This window comes from Pantoea sp. B9002, assembly GCF_013385945.1.
Lineage (GTDB): Bacteria > Pseudomonadota > Gammaproteobacteria > Enterobacterales > Enterobacteriaceae > Pantoea.
In genome coordinates this window covers 286,591-305,270 of the sequence record NZ_JACAPA010000010.1, presented here as the reverse complement: position 1 = coordinate 305,270, position 18,680 = coordinate 286,591, and the positions used below count along the sequence as shown (strand labels likewise).

Below are 18,680 nucleotides of genomic sequence, written 5' to 3'. Positions count from 1 at the left end.
CCGCACGAACGTGTTGCGCTTCACACGCTTATTTCACAATACTGCGCGATGGGGCGCGCTTTTGCTGCCACAGTTCATGGCGCAATCGCAGACTTTGCCACAAGCGCAGCGGCCAAAGCTGGCTCGACTGCGGTTCAATCACGCGCTTCAACAGCCAGACGTAATCCAGCGCCAATCCCGGCGTCCACGTCATCTCTTCCGCCCGGCCGCGAATCACGCCAAGCAACCAGAAGTTGGGATCGATAAACAGACGTAAACCGGCAAACGGCTGCTGCGCCAGAATCCCCTCTATCGCCACATCCAGCGCCTGAATCATGGTGGATGAGCAGTTGCGTGCCGTGAGGTTGTAAGTGCTGTCAGTGCGATAGCTGCGCCAGTAATTTTCCAGCGCCGCACGATTGTAGCGGGTAAAAATGATCTGCTTATCTGGCGCGCACCAGTCCGCCACTTCCTCCGCCAGTGAAGGCAGGAAACGCCCGGCGACATCGTTACTTTCCCCCGAGCGCAGAATGGCGCGGAAATTCCCGGAATCACGGTCGATGTTATCCAGCGGATAGTGGCTGATGTAAATATCGCTACCCACTTCCAGCGCAGCGTGTCCGGTTGATACCACGCCATTGTTATCCACTGCGGCGATATAGCGATTTATTAACGGATAACGTTCGCGCACCACGCAGGCGCCGACCGGCGTCCAGATATAGACCGTCAAGGGAATCGCGGCCAAATCCTGTGGAAACGGGGGATGCGCATAGCGACTGCTGTGCCAGCGGCGTAATCCTGCCGCCCTGAACAGCGGCAGCGCGGTTACTGAACTGTCGTCAGTTAACAGATGTGCCTGACGCGCCATAAGAAGCAGATTGCTGCCGATGCTCAGCAGCAGCAAGGCGAAACAGAGCGGCACCGCAATGTGATGATGAAACGGCCAGTTGCTGATGATCAGAAGACTCAGAGCAAGCTCGACGATGCCGGTGAAGCAGTGCTTGCGCCAGCGAACTCCGCGCAACACCCATGCTGCCGAGATGCGAAACAGGCCATCAAACAGGAACATCAAACCAAACAACACCGCCGAGACATCGTTGTTATCAGCGGGGATGTTGAATATCAGGAAGGCGATGAAGAGAAAACCAAACGCTTTCAGCAACGTTAACCAGTCAATGCGTAGCTCTTTGCTGATGGCGAAAAACAGTTGAACCACGCCTTCAACCACAAACAGGATAGCGAGCATATCCAGCGGTACCGACAGTACGCCGTCGCTGCCAATATCATAAAGAATCGATGCAGAGAGCAGGATCAGCGCCAGACCACCCAGCGCGAGCCAATACCAGCGACGGCGCAGCACCTGAGCACCGGTAAGCAGGAAGATCAGTTTGATCATGTCGCCTCTGCGGGGGAATTAACACTGCTTAAAAATTAGCAACGTCCGCAGAGATTGTCAGATTTCAGGCAAAAAAAATCAGGCCCGCAGGCCTGATTCAGTAATGAAGTGAATCTGAATTACATCAGCGGTTGAGCCATCTGCACCAGTGTAATCAGCGGCTGCGGATAAACACCGAGCAGCAGCACCAGAATCGCAGAGATCAGCACCACAACGCCGCCCGCCGTAAACGCCCAGTTGGCTTGCGTATCGCGGTTGTGCAGTTCTGGTGGGCTGAGATACAGGCTCACCGTCACGCGCAGATAGTAGTAAAGACCAATCGCACTACCCGCTACCACCGCACCACTCAACCACCACAGATGTGCGTTCACACTCGAGGCGATAACGTAGAACTTACCGATGAAGCCGAGCGTCATTGGGATACCCGCCAGTGACAACATCATCACCGTCATTACCGCAGACAGAATTGGACGATGCCAGAACAGACCGCGATAGGAATAGAGCGTATCGGCATCCGGACCGCGATATGGGCTCGACATCAGGCTCACTACGCCGAACGCGCCAAGGCTGCTGAACAGGTAACCGGCCAGATAAACGCCTGCGGTTTCCAGCGACAGCTGATGGGTTTTCACCGCAATCAGCGCCACCAACAGATAACCAAGGTGCGCGATCGAGGAGTAACCGAGCAGACGCTTGATGTTGCTCTGGGAAATCGCCATCAGGTTACCGAACAGAATCGACGCAAAGGCAATGATGCCCAGCACGGTACGCACCGCTTCGCTGTCAGTGACTGGCGCGTACATGAACAAGCGCATGATCACGCCAAAGATGGCGATCTTGCTGGCGGTGGCGAGGAAGGTTGAAACCGGCGCAGGCGCACCCTGATAAACGTCTGGCGTCCACAGGTGGAAAGGAACCAGTGACAGTTTAAAGCCCAGACCGATAATCATCATGCCCAGACCGAGCAGCAACAGCGGCTCCTGAATCATGCTGTCACTCAGACTTTTGCCCAGCTGCACAAAGCTCAGGCTGCCGGAATCAGCATAAATCAGCGCGATACCGAACAGCAGGAACGATGAGGCGGCAGCCGACAGAATGGTGTATTTCAGCGACGCTTCCAGCGAACGTTTCTGGCGGAAGGCGTAGCCGATCAAACCAAACAGCGGCAGTGACAGCAGTTCGATACCGATGAACAGCGCCGCCAGATGGTTGGCGCTCGCCAGCACGATCCCGCCGAGTGCTGCAATCAGCACCAGCAGATAGAACTCATCTTTGTTGTCCGGGAAACCGGCCAGCCACGGATAAGCGAAGGTGCAGGTGGCTAAACTCGCCAGCACCACCAGCGCGGTGTAGAACATCGAATAGCCATCAACGCGCAGCAGCGGCGTGACGTCCATCGCTCCCGCCTGGCCAACAAACCACAGAGAAAACAGCGCAATGTTAAGTCCGATCACCGTCAGCGTGGCATTAACAAAGTGATTGCGTCGCCACGCAATGGACAGCATCACCACCACCACCGTCAATCCGACGATCAACAGCGGCAGTAACGCGATCAGATGTTGAGGAGTTATTGTCATGGCGAATTACGGCCTTGTAGTTGAAATTGAAGCGGTAAACCACTGCTGAATATTGCTCATCGCAGCATGGGATGTGTCGAGGATCGGCTGTGGATAAATCCCCAGCAGCACCAGCAACACCACCAATACGCCGATAGTCAGGAACTCACGCGGTGACATGCCTGGCAGCGGATCTTTCGACTTTGCTTCGCCGAAGTAAGCGCGCTGCATCATGATCAGGGAGTAAACCGAAGCAAACACCAGACCAAAGGTTGCGATGACGATAATCACCGGTACCACCTGGAAGCTGCCGGTCAGAATCATGAATTCGCCGACAAAGTTACCGGTGCCCGGCATACCGAGGTTCGCAACCGCAAAGAACAGTGACAGACCCGGAATCCATTTGATACGTGACCACAAACCGCCCATCTGACGAAGGTCGCGGGTATGCAGACGCTCATACAGCTGACCACACAAGATGAACAGTGCCGCAGCAGAAAGACCGTGCGCAATCATCTGAATCACCGCGCCCTGGAAGGCCAGCTGGCTGCCGGTGTAGATGGCGATCAGCACGAAGCCCATGTGCGACACCGAGGTATAAGCAATCAGACGCTTGATATCAGTTTGTGAGAACGCCATCCACGCACCATAGAAGATGCCGAGGATACCGAGCCACATGGCAATCGGTGCAAACTCTGCTGACGCGTTCGGGAACAGCGGCAGACTAAAGCGCAGCAAACCGTAGGCCGCGGTTTTCAGCAAGATACCCGCGAGGTCAACCGAACCGGCGGTTGGTGCCTGGCTATGCGCGTCAGGTAACCAGCCGTGTAATGGCACCACCGGCATTTTCACTGCAAAGGCGATAAAGAAGCCGAGCATCAGCAGATATTCAACGGTGTGCGACATTGGGGTTTTCAGCAACTCTTCGTAGCTGAAGGTCCACACGCCGGTGGCGTTATAGTGGACAAACACCAGCGCCAGAATCGACACCAACATGATCAGGCCAGATGCCTGGGTGTAGATGAAGAACTTGGTCGCCGCGCTGATACGCGTTTTACCGTCTGATGCTTTATGGCCCCACAGTGCGATGAGGAAGTACATCGGCACCAGCATCATTTCCCAGAAGAAGAAGAACAGGAACATGTCGATGGAGAGGAACACGCCAATCACACCACCGAGAATCCACATCAGGTTGAGGTGGAAGAAGCCCTGATATTTCTCAATTTCGTTCCAGGAGCACAGCACCGCCATCAAACCGAGCAGTCCGGTCAGCACCACCATCAGCAGCGACAGACCATCAATCGCCAGATGGAAGTTGATGCCAAAACGCGGGATCCACGGTACTGAGAAAGTCGATTGCCATTGCGGAATGCCCGCAGCCTGCGTCAGTGAATAGCCTCCCTGCAACCACAGCTGCAGGCCAAGCGCTAGCGTCAGGCCCATGGTGATCATGGCAATCCAGCGCGGTACCTTTGCGCCGAGGCGCTCTGCCAACCAGCAGAGTAAGCCCCCAACGAAGGGGATAATTATTAGCCAAGGTAATAACACGGCGAACTTCCCTTTTTATTGCCTTACTTCAGGCAATTTTTGACATTCTAATTGGGCGAGCGAACCCGCCCCGCTCATCAATCTTTAAATCACCAGCAGCAGCGCCAGCACCACAACGGCACCCACACTCATCGAGGCCACGTACCAGCGCAGATAACCGTTTTCGCTCACCACCAAACCTTTGTTACCAATGCGCGACAGCAGCGCAGGCAGGTTCATCAGTGAGTTAAGCGGATCGCGCTTCAGTAACCAGGCAATGCCGAGATAAGGTTTTACAAACACCTTGTCATACAGCCAGTCGAAGCCCCAGGCCGCGAACCACCAGGTGCCGAAGAAACGCCCCGGCGCGCTGTTAGCAATGCTGGTCACCAGTTGACGTTTACCCAGCCACAGTGCTGCTGCGATCAGGATACCGACGATGGCCACCACGCCTGATGTGATTTCCAACATCACTTTGCCGCCTTCACCAAACTCGTTCTGCGGCAGAACACCCGCCAGAGGAGGCGTAATCAGCGCACCAATAAAGGTGGAGAGCACCATCAGAACAATCAGCGGCAGGTGATGCGTAATGCCTTTACCGGCGTGAGCATGAATTTTCTCTTCACCGTGGAACACGATAAAGATCATGCGGAAGGTGTAGATCGAAGTGAGGAATGCACCCACCAGACCCGCTACCATCAGATTGATGTGACCATTCGCCATCGCACCAAACAGGATTTCATCTTTACTGTAGAAACCTGCGGTGATCAGCGGCAGTGCGGCCAGCGCGGCACCGCCCACCAGGAAGCAGACATACACCAGCGGGATGCTCTTACGCAGGCCGCCCATTTTGAAGATATTCTGCTCGTGATGGCAGGCCAGAATGACCGAGCCCGAAGAGAGGAACAGCAAGGCTTTAAAGAATGCATGCGTCATCAGGTGGAAAATCGCCGCGTCCCATGCCTGCACGCCAAGCGCGAGGAACATGTAGCCGATCTGACTCATGGTGGAGTAAGCCAGCACGCGTTTGATGTCGGTTTGCACCAGCGCAGCAAAACCTGCCAGCACCAAGGTAATCGCACCAATGATACCCACCAGATGCAGCACTTCCGGCGTCAACAGGAACAGACCGTGGGTACGTGCAATCAGGTAAACACCGGCGGTTACCATGGTCGCGGCGTGAATCAGTGCCGAAACCGGAGTTGGACCGGCCATCGCATCCGCCAGCCAGGTTTGTAATGGCAGCTGTGCAGATTTACCGACCGCGCCACCCAACAGCATCAGGGTTGCCCACTGCAGCATGTGGTTGTCTGCAGCGAAGTGCGCGGGTGCCAGTTCCACCAGTTCGCGGAAGTTCAGCGTGCCCAGCTCGTTATAGAGGATGAACAAGGCGAAAGCGAGGAACACATCACCGACACGGGTGATGATAAAGGCTTTCATCGCCGCTTTGCCGTTCTCTGGATTGCTGTAGTAGAAGCCAATCAGCAGATATGAGCACAGGCCCACGCCTTCCCAGCCGAGATACATCAGCATCAGGTTATCGGCCAGCACCAACACCACCATGCTCGCGATGAACAGGTTGGTGTAGGCGAAGAAGCGCGAATACCCCTCTTCACCACGCATGTACCACGAAGCGAACATGTGGATGAAGAAGCCAACGCCGGTGACGACGGACAGCATGGTCAGAGAAAGACCGTCCAGCACCAGATTCACTTTGATGTCAAAGTTGCCGACGTGAATCCAGGTCCACAGCGCCTGAGTAAACGGCTGCTGACCCTGATTAAAGAAGTCGAAACCGGCATAAATAGTGGTTAATGCTGCCAGACCAACAGAACCCATACCGATTGCTGCCGACAGGTTCTCCGACCAGCGACCGCGTGAAAACGCCAATAGCAGGAAGCCAATCAGCGGAAATAATACGGTTAAATAGAGAAGATTCATCCGCGCATCTCGCTCACTGTGTCAATGTTCAGCGTCTGACGACGACGATAGAGCTGGAGCAACAGCGCCAGACCAATACTCGCTTCCGCCGCCGCAAGGCTAATTGCCAGGATGTACATCACCTGACCATCAGCTTGTCCCCAATAGCTGCCTGCTACCACCAGCGCTAACGCGGAGGCATTGATCATGATTTCAAGACCAATCAGCATAAACAGGATGTTACGACGCAGCACCACGGAGGTCAGGCCGAGAACAAACAGCACAGCGGCCAGCATCAGGCCGTGTTGTAACGGGATCATGCGTGATCCTCCTTATTCGCTTGCGCATCAGCTTGACGATTGCTCAGCACTTCGCCGTGACGCTCTTCACGTCCAATATGGAAGGCCACGACCAGACCGGCGAGCAGCAGCATTGATGCCAGCTCAACCGCCAGAACATAGGGACCAAACAAGCTGATACCGACTGCTTTAGCGTCGATGACGGTGCCATCAATGCCCTGATCGGTTGCGGTGCTAATCGCGTAAATCATTACCGCCAGCAGCAGTAAAGAGACGATGCCCGGACCAATCCACAGCGAAGGCTTCAGCCACTCGCGCTCTTGATCCTGCTGGGTTTTTCCCAGGTTCAGCATCATCACTACGAAGACGAACAGCACCATGATGGCACCTGCGTAGACGATGATTTCCAGCGCACCGGCAAAGTAGGCGCCCATTGAGAAGAACACGCCCGCAATCGACAGCAGCGAAACAATCAGGTACAGCAGCGCATGTACCGGATTGGTGTGGGTGATGACGCGCAGCGTCGTCAGCACCGCCACCAGTCCGCAAAGATAAAACGCAAATTCCATACCTGGCTCCTTAAGGTAACAACCCTTTGACGTCGATCGGCTTGGCTTCGTTTTCCGCTTCGCCCTTCTCTTTTCCGTCGATCGCCATACCAGCCATACGATAGAAGTTGTACTCCGGATATTTACCCGGACCAGAAATCAGCAAGTCTTCTTTCTCATACACCAGATCCTGACGCTTAAACTCACCCAGTTCGAAATCGGGTGTCAGCTGAATCGCGGTGGTTGGGCAAGCCTCTTCACACAGGCCGCAGAAGATGCAGCGTGAGAAGTTGATGCGGAAGAACTCCGGGTACCAACGTCCATCCTGCGTCTCGGCTTTCTGCAGTGAGATACAGCCGACAGGACAAGCTACCGCACATAAGTTACAGGCAACGCAGCGCTCTGCGCCGTCCGGATCGCGCGTCAGCACGATACGGCCACGGTAACGCGGCGGCAGATAAACCGGCTCTTCCGGATACATTTGGGTTTCGCGCTTGGCGAAGGCATGCATGCCTATCATCCAGATACTGCGCACTGTCGTGCCGAAGCCAACGACAATATCTTTTAAAGTCATCTCAATGTCCCTTACTGCGCGGTGTACAGAATCACTGCGGCGGTCGCCAGCAGGTTCAACAGCGTCAACGGCAGACACACTTTCCAGCCGAACGACAGCACCTGGTCATAGCGTGGACGCGGCAGCGCAGCACGAATCAGGATAAACATCACCATAAAGAACGCTGTTTTCAGAGCGAACCAGATGAATGGCGGCAGGAACGGACCGTGCCAGCCACCGAAGAACAGCGTCACGATCAGCGCTGACACGGTGGTGATTGCCACGTATTCACCGACGAAGAACAGGCCGAACTTCATACCGGCGTATTCAATGTGGTAACCGTCCGCCAGTTCCTGTTCTGCTTCTGGTTGGTCAAACGGATGACGGTGACATACCGCTACGCCCGCGATGCAGAAGGTAAGGAAGCCGAAGAACTGAGGAATGATGTTCCACAAATGCGCCTGGCTTTCGACAATGGCATTCATGTTGAACGAGCCGGCTTGCGCCACCACGCCCATCAGTGACAGACCAAGGAACACTTCGTAGCTCAGCGTCTGCGCCGATGCACGCATCGCACCCAACAGCGCGTATTTATTGTTGCTCGACCAGCCAGCGAACAGCACCGCATACACCGCGATACCCGCCATCATCAGGAAGAACAGCAGACCGATGTTCAGGTCGGTGACCATCCAGGTCGGCGAAACCGGCACAATAACGAAGGCCAGCAACAGCGATACGAAGGCGATAACCGGTGCCAGCGTAAAGATGAAGCGGTCGGTAAAGGGCGGAACCCAGTCCTCTTTAAAGAACATTTTGATCATGTCGGCAGCCAGCTGCAGCGAGCCGCCCCAACCCACACGGTTCGGTCCGTAACGGTTCTGCCACAGGCCGAGCAAACGACGCTCGCCGAAGCTCATGAAAGCACCGCAACCGACAACCACCAACAAGATGACCAGCGCTTTGCCAACGCTGATCAGGATTTCAATAACGTCCGGTGTCAGCCAACTCATTGCGCGGCCTCCTGCAGTTTGTCAATTTGCGCACCTGAGAGGAACGGCGGCACGCCCGGCATACCGAGCGGTAAACCAACCTGCCCTGCTTGCAGCGACGCAGAGAAACGTACCGGCAAGCGCAGTGTTTCGCCCGCACAAACCAGCTCAACGGAAGAACCGTTATTAACGCCCAGTTTCTCAGCATCAGCCGGGTTAATCACCAGCGTGGCCGGTGACATGCGTTTCTGGAAGGTGGTTGAACGCTGTGTCATCTCCTCGCTACCAAACAGCTGGTAGTAAGGTGCGACGCGCCACTGGCTGCCTTCAACAAAGCTTTCCGGAATCGCGGTAAACCACGGCAGCGAACGATCGCTGGCTTCAAACAGACGCACGCCCGGATCGCCATGACGCAGTTTGCCGCCCACTTCAGCCTGGAACTTGTTCCATGCCTGCGGTGAGTTCCAGCCCGGCGCCCAGGCAAATGGAATCTGCGAACGCGGTGCGCTGGGTTGGTTGTTCCCTTCCATCGAGAAGGCAAACATGGTGTCTTTATCTTGCGGCTGACGCGGTTCATGCACGCTGATGTTGGCGCGCATCGCAGTACGGCCACTGTTGCGGTGCGGTGAACGTGCCAGTTTTTGACCGCGGATACGGAAGCTCGCGTCTGGCGCGGCATCCTTAATGCCTTTCAACTGTGGCAGCGCCGCTACGGTGGCATCAATCACGTGATCCAGCTGAGTCCAGTCGATGTGACGGCTCTCAACCGCGCTGTGCAGCGAACGCAACCAGCGCCAGCTCTCCAGCATCACTACGCTTTCATCGTAATAAGCGGGATCGTAAACCTGGAAGAAGCGCTGCGCGCGGCCTTCGTGGTTGATGGAGGTGCCATCGCTCTCCGCGAAGCTGGCGGTTGAAAGCACCAAACCGGCTTTTTCCAGCGTTGCGGTACGTTGATGATCGACCACAATCACGTTGGCGGTGGTATCGAGCGCTGCATCCACGTTGGCTTTCGGCGCATGACGATAGAGATCGTTTTCCAGCACCACCAGCGCATCGGCTTCGCCTTTGCTCAGCTGTTCCAGCGCACTGTCCAGCGATTGACCGCCCATCAGGCCTAGGCCAAAGCTGTTCGCCGCACCCGCGAGGAAGGTAATACCGACATCGGCACCGCGCGCTTTCAGCGCTTTCGCCACGTTAGCAGCAGCTTCAATCATTGCGATACTACCGGAATGGGTACCGGAGATAATCAGCGGTTTTTTCGCACCTGCCAGCGCCTGAACCACCACATCAACTTTGCCGTTCAGTTTGCTGTCGAAGCCGCTGACTGCCGGTGCGCTTTCATCCAGCGCATTGGCAATCGCGAAGCCGAGACGCGCCTGATCTTCCACCGGTGCGCGATAGCTCCACGCAGCGATATCATCCAGTCGGGTTTCGTCAACGTTGGTCACGAACAGCGGATGTTTAGCATGCTGACCGATGTTAAGGATTGCCGCGATCTGCCAGTCAGCCACTTTCTGAGCCGCTGCCATCTCACGCGCTTTACCTTTAACTGCCTGACGTACAGACAACGCCACGCGCGCGCCAACCTGAGTCAAATCTTCACCCAGCACCAGCACCGCATCGTAGCTTTCAATTTCGCGCAGTGATGGCGTGTAGATGCCGCCGTCCTGCAGGACTTTCAGCATCAGCTCAACCCGAGCCTGCTCACCGGCTGGCATACCGGTTGAGAAGTTGGCTGCGCCAACTAACTCACGCAACGCGAAGTTGCTTTCAATGCTGGCGCGCGGAGAACCGATACCGATCACTTTTTTCGCCCGACGCAACACATCCGCCGCTGCATTCACCGCTTGTTCAGCATTCAGGCTGACCCAATCGTTGCCGCGTTGCTGTACCGGATGACGTGGACGATCTTTGCGGTTGACGTAGCCGTAACCGAAACGACCGCGATCGCACAGGAAATAGTGGTTTACGGTGCCGTTATAGCGGTTTTCGATACGACGCAATTCGCCATAGCGCTCGCCTGGGCTGGTGTTACAACCCACGCTGCACTGCTGACAGATGCTTGGCGCGAACTGCATATCCCATTTACGGTTATAGCGTTCGGAGTGCGTTTTATCGGTGAATACGCCGGTCGGACAGATTTCAACCAGGTTACCGGAGAATTCGCTTTCCAGCGTGCCATCTTCCGGACGACCAAAGTAGACGTTGTCGTGAGCGCCATAGACGCCAAGATCTTTGCCGTCGGCATAATCTTTGTAGTAACGCACGCAGCGATAACAGGCGATACAGCGGTTCATTTCATGAGAAATGAACGGGCCGAGATCCTGATTCTGGTGGGTACGTTTGGTGAAGCGATAACGACGGAAACTGTGTCCGGTCATTACCGTCATATCTTGCAGATGGCAGTTACCGCCCTCTTCGCACACTGGGCAGTCGTGCGGATGGTTGGTCATCAGCCATTCCACCACGCTTTCACGAAACTCTTTCGCTTCGCCATCGTCGATGGAGATAAAGGTGCCGTCCGACGCTGGCGTCATGCAAGACATGACAAGGCGACCGCGGGTATCTTCGGCATTCTGGAATTGCTTCACCGCGCACTGGCGGCAGGCCCCTACGCTTCCCAGCGCCGGATGCCAGCAAAAATAAGGAATATCAAGGCCCAGAGAGAGACACGCCTGTAGCAGGTTGTCCGCTCCGTTCACATCATATTCTTTACCGTCTACATGGATTGTAGCCATAGTGAACATGCTTCCGTAAGGCTCGCCCTAAGACGAGCGTTAAACATCTAATTCTTTCCTCACGCCACTTCGGCATGAGGTGAGTTCCGTGTACGGCGGCTGATTACCAGCGCGCTTTCAGCAGGTTCGGCTGAATACCGCCGATGGCTCGGGTATTGCCAAATACCTGCGGCGCAATGCCAGCTTCAAACTCTTCACGGAAATATTTAATCGCGCTCTGCAATGGCTCGACGGCGCCCGGTGCGTGGGCACAGAAGGTTTTACCTGGGCCAAGCTGGCGGCAGAGTTGCTGCAGGGTTTCGATATCACCCGGCTGACCTTTCTTCTGCTCCAGCGCACGCAGGATCTTCACGCTCCATGGCAACCCATCACGGCACGGTGTACACCAGCCACAGGATTCACGCGCAAAGAACTCTTCGAGGTTACGCACCAGCGAAACCATGTTGATTTCGTGATCGACCGCCATCGCCAGCGCAGTACCTAAACGGCTGCCGGCTTTACCAATGCTGGCAAATTCCATTGGCAGATCGAGGTGCTGATCGGTGAGGAAGTCAGTGCCTGCGCCGCCTGGCTGCCAGGCTTTGAATTTCAGGCCATCGCGCATGCCACCGGCGTAATCCTCGAGAATTTCACGTGCGGTGGTGCCGAACGGCAACTCCCAGACGCCAGGATTTTTCACGCGGCCAGAAAAGCCCATCATTTTGGTGCCGGTATCTTCGCTGGTAGAGATGTTTTTGTACCAGTCAACGCCGTTAAGGAAGATGGCAGGCACGTTCGACAGCGTTTCCACGTTGTTAACGCAGGTCGGCTTGCCCCACACGCCGGCACTGGCCGGGAATGGTGGCTTAGAACGCGGGTTCGCACGACGTCCTTCCAGCGAGTTGATCAGTGCTGTCTCTTCACCGCAGATATAACGACCTGCGCCGGTGTGGACGATCAGCTCAAAATCAAAACCGGTACCAAGAATGTTTTTGCCGAGGTAGCCCGCTTCGGTGGCTTCAGCAATCGCGCGACGCAGATTGACGGCCGCTTCGATGTACTCACCACGTAAGAAGATGTAGCCACGATAGGCTTTCAGCGCGAACGCACTGATTAGCATGCCTTCCACCAACTGGTGCGGCAGTTGCTCCATCAGCAAGCGGTCTTTATACGTGCCCGGCTCCATTTCATCGGCATTACACAGCAGGTAACGGATGTTCATGGATTCGTCTTTCGGCATCAGGCTCCATTTCAGGCCAGTGTTAAAGCCTGCACCACCGCGGCCTTTCAGACCGGAGTCTTTTACCGCCGCGACGATTTCGTCCTGGCTGAAATCTTTCAGCGCTTTTTCTGCGCCGACATAACCGTTTTTACTGCGATATTCATCGATCCAGATCGGCTGCTTGTCGTCACGAAGACGCCAGGTCAGCGGATGCGTTTCGGCAGTACGAATGATCTGTTTAATGGTCATTGATACTGCTCCAGCAAGTTGGCGATGCCTTCAGGCGTCAGATGAACGTGGGTATCTTCATCCACCATCATGGTTGGCCCTTTATCGCAGTTACCCAGACAGCAAGTTGGCAGCAGCGTAAAGCGTCCATCCGCCGTGGTTTGGCCCGGCTTGATGTTCAGCTTCTGCTCCAGCGCATCCTGAATGCCCTGATAACCCGTGATATGGCAAACCACGCTGTCACAGTAGCGAATAACGTGACGGCCAACCGGCGTACGGTAGATTTGGCTATAGAAAGTCGCTACGCCTTCAACATCACTGGCTGGAATTCCCAGAACGTCTGCGATGGCGTTAATCGCGCCGTCCGGCACCCAGCCACGCTGTTTCTGCACGATCTTCAACGCTTCGATCGAAGCGGCGCGTGCATCTTCGTAATGGTGTTTCTCGTGCTCGATAGCGTGGTGCTCGGCCTCGCTCAGCACGAAGACCTCAGTAGGGTCGATGGTGTGAATAGCAATTTTTTGATCGTGCATAATTAGCGGTCCACGTCTGACATAACAAAATCGATACTACCGAGGTAAACGATCAAGTCGGATACCAGGCTGCCGCGGATCACCGATGGGATCTGCTGCAGATGCGGGAAGCTCGGCGTACGCACGCGGGTGCGATAGCTCATGGTGCTGCCATCGCTGGTCAGGTAGTAACTGTTGATCCCTTTGGTCGCCTCAATCATCTGGAAGGATTCGTTGGCCGGCATGATTGGGCCCCACGAAACCTGCAGGAAGTGAGTGATCAGGGTTTCAATGTGCTGCAGCGTGCGCTCTTTCGGCGGCGGCGTTGTCAGCGGGTGATCCGCTTTGAACGGGCCTTCAGGCATGTTGTTCAGGCACTGTTCCAGGATGCGCAGTGACTGCCACATCTCTTCCATTTTCAGCTGCACGCGGGTGTACGCATCACTGATGCCAGCGCCAACCGGAATTTCGAAATCGAAGTTTTCGTAACCTGAATACGGACGCCATTTACGCACGTCAAAATCTAAACCGGTAGCGCGCAGACCTGCGCCGGTGGTGCCCCACGCCAGTGCTTCATCCATGTTGTACGCCGCAACACCTTGCGAACGGCCCATCAACACGGTATTGCGCAGTGCGGCTTTGTCGTACTCTTTCAGACGCTTTGGCATCCAGTCGAGGAAGTCGCGCAGCAGACGTTCCCAGCCTTTCGGCAGGTCATGCGCGACGCCGCCGATGCGGAACCACGCCGGGTGCATACGGAAACCGGTAATCGCTTCCACCACATCATAGATTTTCTGACGATCGGTAAAGGCGAAGAACACCGGCGTCATTGCGCCGACGTCCTGAATAAAGGTGGAGATATAGAGCAGATGGCTGTTGATGCGGAACAGTTCAGACAGCATTACGCGGATTACATTGACGCGATCCGGCACGGTAATGCCCGCCAGTTTTTCCACCGCCAGCACGTAAGGCATTTCGTTCACGCAGCCGCCGAGGTACTCGATACGGTCGGTGTACGGAATGTAGCTGTGCCAGGATTGGCGCTCGCCCATCTTCTCAGCGCCACGATGGTGGTAGCCAACATCGGGAACGCAATCGACGATCTCTTCACCATCTAACTGCAGAATGATGCGGAAAGCACCGTGCGCAGAGGGGTGGTTCGGACCAAGGTTGAGGAACATGAAGTCCTCATTGGTGGTGCTGCGCTTCATGCCCCAATCTTCAGGCTTGAAGGTCAGCGCCTCCATCTCCAGATCTTCTTTCTGCTTGGTCAGCTCGAAGGGATCGAACTCGGTAGCGCGCGCCGGGTAATCTTTACGCAGCGGATGGCCTTCCCACGTCTGCGGCATCATGATGCGCGTCAGGTGCGGGTGACCATTGAAAGTGATGCCAAACATCTCCCAGGTTTCGCGCTCATACCAGTTGGCGTTGGCGAAAATTTTGGTGATGGTTGGCACATTCAGATCGTTTTCAGATAAAGCGACCTTGAGCATGATGTCGCGGTTGCGTTCAATTGAAAGCAGGTGATAGAAAACGGAAAAATCCGCGGCGGGTAAACCGGCGCGGTTAGTGCGTAAGCGCTCATCAAAACCGTGTAAGTCATAGAGCATGACATACGGCTTTGGCAGCTTGCGCAGGAATTCAACGATTTCTAATAGCTGTTCACGCTTTACCCAGACAACCGGAATCCCGGTGCGGGTAGCCTGAACGGTAAAGGCATCCGGCCCAAAACGGTTACGCAGCTCGCCGACCACTGGGTCATCCAGGTGATCGCGGGTTTGCCATGAAGGCTGTGCGAGATCTTGCGTGGTTAAATCAGTCATACGTTACTCACCATTCCGGCCTGTAATCAGGCGCTCAAAAGAAGGCGTCAGGATGGCGGCGCACATTAAATTGTGATGTTCTGCTGTGGCCGTGGCTCCATCCGTGTACGGGAAGCTTAAACTTCGTCTGGCGATCTCAGGTTGGTGACGGCAATACGCTCGCCACGCTTTCTTTCACGCTCTGGCTGCATATTGGCGCGATAAACACCCTGATCACCGACCACCCACGAAAGTGGACGACGCTCTTTGCCAATCGACTCGCGCAGCAGCAGCAATGCCTGCATATACGCTTCTGGACGCGGCGGGCAGCCGGGAATGTAAACGTCAACCGGCAGGAATTTATCCACGCCCTGCACTACCGAGTAGATGTCATACATGCCACCCGAGTTAGCGCAAGCGCCCATGGAAATCACCCATTTCGGCTCCAGCATTTGGTCATATAAACGCTGAATAACCGGCGCCATTTTGGTAAATGGCGTACCGGCGATCACCATGAAGTCAGCCTGACGTGGCGAGGCGCGCATAACTTCGGCGCCAAAACGTGCCACGTCATGCACTGCGGTGAAGGATGTGGTCATTTCCACGTAGCAACAGGAAAGACCGAAGTTATACGGCCAGAGAGAGTTTTTACGCCCCCAGTTCACCATGTCATGCAGAGCGTGCTCGAGCTTGCCCATGTAGACGCTGCGGTGAACGTGTTGCTCCAACGGATCGGTAACCGTTTCCTGTTTCTGCAGAGGATAACGATCGTTATCGCCGCCCCCGTTCGGGTCTACGCGTGTCAGCGTGTAGTCCATCTTATTGCCTCGCTTTTACTGCTTATGAGGGTTGGTGTGGCTGTGACTGACCGGGACAGATTTGACCACTACGCGACGACGCGCAGGAGCCCAATCCAGCGCACCGATGCGCACCAGATAAACCAGGCCTGCCAAGAGCACCAAAATGAAAATTGCGGCTTCGACAAAGCCGACCCAACCGCTTTCGCGAATGGAAGTCGACCATGCGTATAAATAGAGGGCTTCGACGTCGAATATGACGAAGAACATCGCAACCAGATAGAATTTTGCAGAGAGGCGAATATGAGTGTCACCGACCGACTCAATACCCGATTCGAACGGGGTATCCTTGTGTCGCGCACGCGCACGACCACCTAACAACCAGCCACCGGTCAACATAAAGGCACACAGGCCGAATGCGATAACGATAAAAACAATAAATGCCCAGTGATGAGCGATCACTTCTGTAGTTGTCGACATACTCTTTGCTTACTCATCAAAAGTGGTGATGGCATCCTGCACTGTTGCAGCAAACACACCACATCGATTCAAGGGAAGGATAAAAAACCTTATAAATTTTGCTGTCATTAGCAATAAAGCAGCAATTTTATAGGGGTTTTTACTCCTTTCTATAACCTTTTGTCAACTTTGACAAAAGTATCCAAACATTATTTTACAGCTGCATCATATTATTAACATTCAACCCTCTCAGCGCCAGCTAAATCGCTTCAGTTTGTGAGGTTAATTTTAGTGTAGCGGGTATTCACATGCGTGGATCGTGCATTTAACAATCATATTTTGACAGGTCTCGCCCGAGATTCCCCCCCCTTATCAGGGGTATTTTTTTGATCTAAAGCACATAACTGGGTTTTATGCTGCAAAAAACAGCGGAGTGGACGGGCAAATGACCTGGGAAAGTTGGCACGAATTGATAAAATCATTCCATGTGGTGCAAAAATGGAACACATTTCATTTTTAAGATGTCGAATAAAATCTTGTTTGGGAAATCGCTTCAAAAATGACGTGTTAAACGGCATAAAAAAAGCCTTAGCGGGTAATTACCCAACTAAGGCTCATTTATATAGGTTTTAACAATTAACCGATATTCCATTTGCGAGGAATTACCAGTAACTGCAATCCTTACTCTTCGTCATCCAGCAACAAGGTACCGTCTGGATTAGCACTCAGATTATAAGGATCGTTGGTGGACTGCATGGCATTGAAGATCGCCAGCGCCAGTTCGTTATCGCTGTCTGGATTACGGCACAGCAGATACTGGGTATCAGGCAATACTGGCAAACCTTCTGCCGCGCCCATCACACGCAGTTCTGGACTCATCATCTCAACGGGACGCGCTGTCACACCCAAACCGGCTTTAACCGCCGCACGGACCGCAGCCAGCGTTGAAGCAACATACGAGATGCGCCACGGAATGCCAGCCTCGTTGAGATGGTCAATGGCCATATCGCGATACGGGCTTGGCTCATCCAGCAGAACCAAAGGAATGGCTTCTCCGCGCTGGAAGATATAATCTGCCGCGCAGTACCACAACGTTGGTGAAGTACGCAGTACCTGATGAGTAAAGTTTCCTGGGCTGGACGTGGTCACAACCAGATCGACTTCACCTTGATTAAGCATTTCCATCATGAACGGGTTGCGCTTAACACGCACATCAATGGCCAGCTTCGGATAGACCGACGTTACGCGGTTAAGCAGGAACGGCAGAATGGTATCTGAGGTATCATCTGAAGCGCCAATGGTCAGAACGCCCTGGATGTTGCTGTACATTAAAGAGGTGCAAGCTTCGTCATTAAAACGAAGGATTTTCCTGGCGTAACCCAGCAGTTGAATGCCATGCTCCGTCAGCAATTTATTACGTCCATGTCTGGCAAACAGCTCTTTACCTACCAATTGTTCCAGACGTTGCATCTGCTGGCTCACTGCTGACTGCGTTCTGCACACAGCGGCAGCGGCTGCTGCAAAAGTGTTCAGATCGGCAACGGCAACAAATGTACGCAGCAGATCGAGGTCGAGATTCAGTATCGGACGATTTGCATTAGTCATGTTTTTTCTTCACTTATAAGATTTTTTAAAACTACTACCCTGGTGTATTACCCGACTTATCAAAGAGATAAGAGGCAATGGTGCTTAATGACAGCCCTGTGTGGAGCTACCATGAAAAAAATTTTGTCAGGCGGATGCCGACGATCGCACCACTCTGAGATCAGAGCAGCGTCGTCATTATAGACAGCAGAACTTCTGGGCCGAAAACGTAAGTCGTACAGGTGCTGGAAGCTGCGTAGTTGTCTATGTATCCCGCGTAAAATCCCTGCGGGTTAAAAAGAAATAACATCATGTTATGTAGATGCGAAGCGATAAAGTGCATCAAATAATAAATTATACTTAATCATTTTTACGCTATAAATGGAAATGTTTTTGTTCAAAACATCGCAATTTTTGACCAAAAGCCTTTTCGCACACATCCTGCCATAACGCTGCTCTTTTTTTAACCCCCCCAGGTTCTGAATCTCAAACACTTACGTTAAAGATACAGCGTAAATGCTATTTTACGCGTGTTTTACACTGAGTTGGAGCTGATGATGGTGCTTAATCCTGCCAATAAAAAGTGTAT

15 protein-coding genes are annotated in these 18,680 nt (G+C 54.1%); all 15 read right to left on the bottom strand.

The features are described from left to right. Positions 1-28 precede the first annotated feature (28 nt). Positions 29-1,375, bottom strand: a complete 1,347-nt coding sequence (locus HX773_RS08595; protein ID WP_176971192.1) for an HdeD family acid-resistance protein — start codon at positions 1,373-1,375, stop codon at positions 29-31. A gap of 119 nt (positions 1,376-1,494) precedes the next feature. After that, positions 1,495-2,952, bottom strand: a complete 1,458-nt coding sequence (nuoN, locus tag HX773_RS08590) for an NADH-quinone oxidoreductase subunit NuoN (RefSeq protein ID WP_008105131.1) — start codon at positions 2,950-2,952, stop codon at positions 1,495-1,497. Between the two features lie 6 nt (positions 2,953-2,958). Next, positions 2,959-4,479 carry an NADH-quinone oxidoreductase subunit M gene (nuoM, locus tag HX773_RS08585; protein WP_176971191.1) on the bottom strand — a complete coding sequence of 507 codons (1,521 nt, stop codon included), beginning with the start codon at positions 4,477-4,479 and terminating at the stop codon, positions 2,959-2,961. A gap of 84 nt (positions 4,480-4,563) precedes the next feature. After that, complete coding sequence (gene nuoL, locus HX773_RS08580; protein WP_176971190.1) at positions 4,564-6,399, bottom strand: NADH-quinone oxidoreductase subunit L; 1,836 nt, start codon at positions 6,397-6,399, stop codon at positions 4,564-4,566. After that, complete coding sequence (gene nuoK / locus HX773_RS08575; protein ID WP_007889334.1) at positions 6,396-6,698, bottom strand: NADH-quinone oxidoreductase subunit NuoK; 303 nt, start codon at positions 6,696-6,698, stop codon at positions 6,396-6,398. The genes nuoL and nuoK overlap by 4 nt, the downstream gene beginning before the upstream one ends. Then, positions 6,695-7,246: an NADH-quinone oxidoreductase subunit J gene (gene nuoJ / locus HX773_RS08570; protein WP_008105138.1), complete on the bottom strand. Its 552-nt coding sequence runs from the start codon at positions 7,244-7,246 to the stop codon at positions 6,695-6,697. Before nuoJ ends, nuoK begins: the two co-directional genes overlap by 4 nt. 10 nt (positions 7,247-7,256) lie before the next feature. After that, positions 7,257-7,799, bottom strand: a complete 543-nt coding sequence (gene nuoI, locus HX773_RS08565; RefSeq protein WP_007889332.1) for an NADH-quinone oxidoreductase subunit NuoI — start codon at positions 7,797-7,799, stop codon at positions 7,257-7,259. Positions 7,800-7,810: 11 nt separating this feature from the next. Continuing rightward, entirely contained in the window at positions 7,811-8,788 is a 978-nt protein-coding gene (gene nuoH / locus HX773_RS08560; protein WP_176971189.1) for an NADH-quinone oxidoreductase subunit NuoH, read from the bottom strand. Beyond that, complete coding sequence (gene nuoG / locus HX773_RS08555; RefSeq protein ID WP_176971188.1) at positions 8,785-11,508, bottom strand: NADH-quinone oxidoreductase subunit NuoG; 2,724 nt, start codon at positions 11,506-11,508, stop codon at positions 8,785-8,787. Before nuoG ends, nuoH begins: the two co-directional genes overlap by 4 nt. 103 nt (positions 11,509-11,611) lie before the next feature. After that, positions 11,612-12,952 (bottom strand): NADH-quinone oxidoreductase subunit NuoF, encoded by a 1,341-nt coding sequence (nuoF, locus tag HX773_RS08550; protein WP_176519213.1) that lies wholly within the window; start codon positions 12,950-12,952, stop codon positions 11,612-11,614. Between the two features lie 2 nt (positions 12,953-12,954). Then, on the bottom strand, positions 12,955-13,470 hold the full coding sequence (gene nuoE / locus HX773_RS08545) for an NADH-quinone oxidoreductase subunit NuoE (RefSeq protein ID WP_008105146.1): 516 nt from the start codon (positions 13,468-13,470) through the stop codon (positions 12,955-12,957). A gap of 2 nt (positions 13,471-13,472) precedes the next feature. Next, entirely contained in the window at positions 13,473-15,272 is a 1,800-nt protein-coding gene (gene nuoC / locus HX773_RS08540) for an NADH-quinone oxidoreductase subunit C/D (protein WP_008105149.1), read from the bottom strand. A gap of 116 nt (positions 15,273-15,388) precedes the next feature. Next, entirely contained in the window at positions 15,389-16,069 is a 681-nt protein-coding gene (locus HX773_RS08535) for an NADH-quinone oxidoreductase subunit B family protein (RefSeq protein WP_008105151.1), read from the bottom strand. Between the two features lie 15 nt (positions 16,070-16,084). Beyond that, complete coding sequence (locus HX773_RS08530; RefSeq protein WP_007889316.1) at positions 16,085-16,528, bottom strand: NADH-quinone oxidoreductase subunit A; 444 nt, start codon at positions 16,526-16,528, stop codon at positions 16,085-16,087. A gap of 660 nt (positions 16,529-17,188) precedes the next feature. Beyond that, complete coding sequence (gene lrhA / locus HX773_RS08525) at positions 17,189-18,112, bottom strand: transcriptional regulator LrhA (RefSeq protein WP_007889314.1); 924 nt, start codon at positions 18,110-18,112, stop codon at positions 17,189-17,191. Positions 18,113-18,680: the final 568 nt, after the last annotated feature.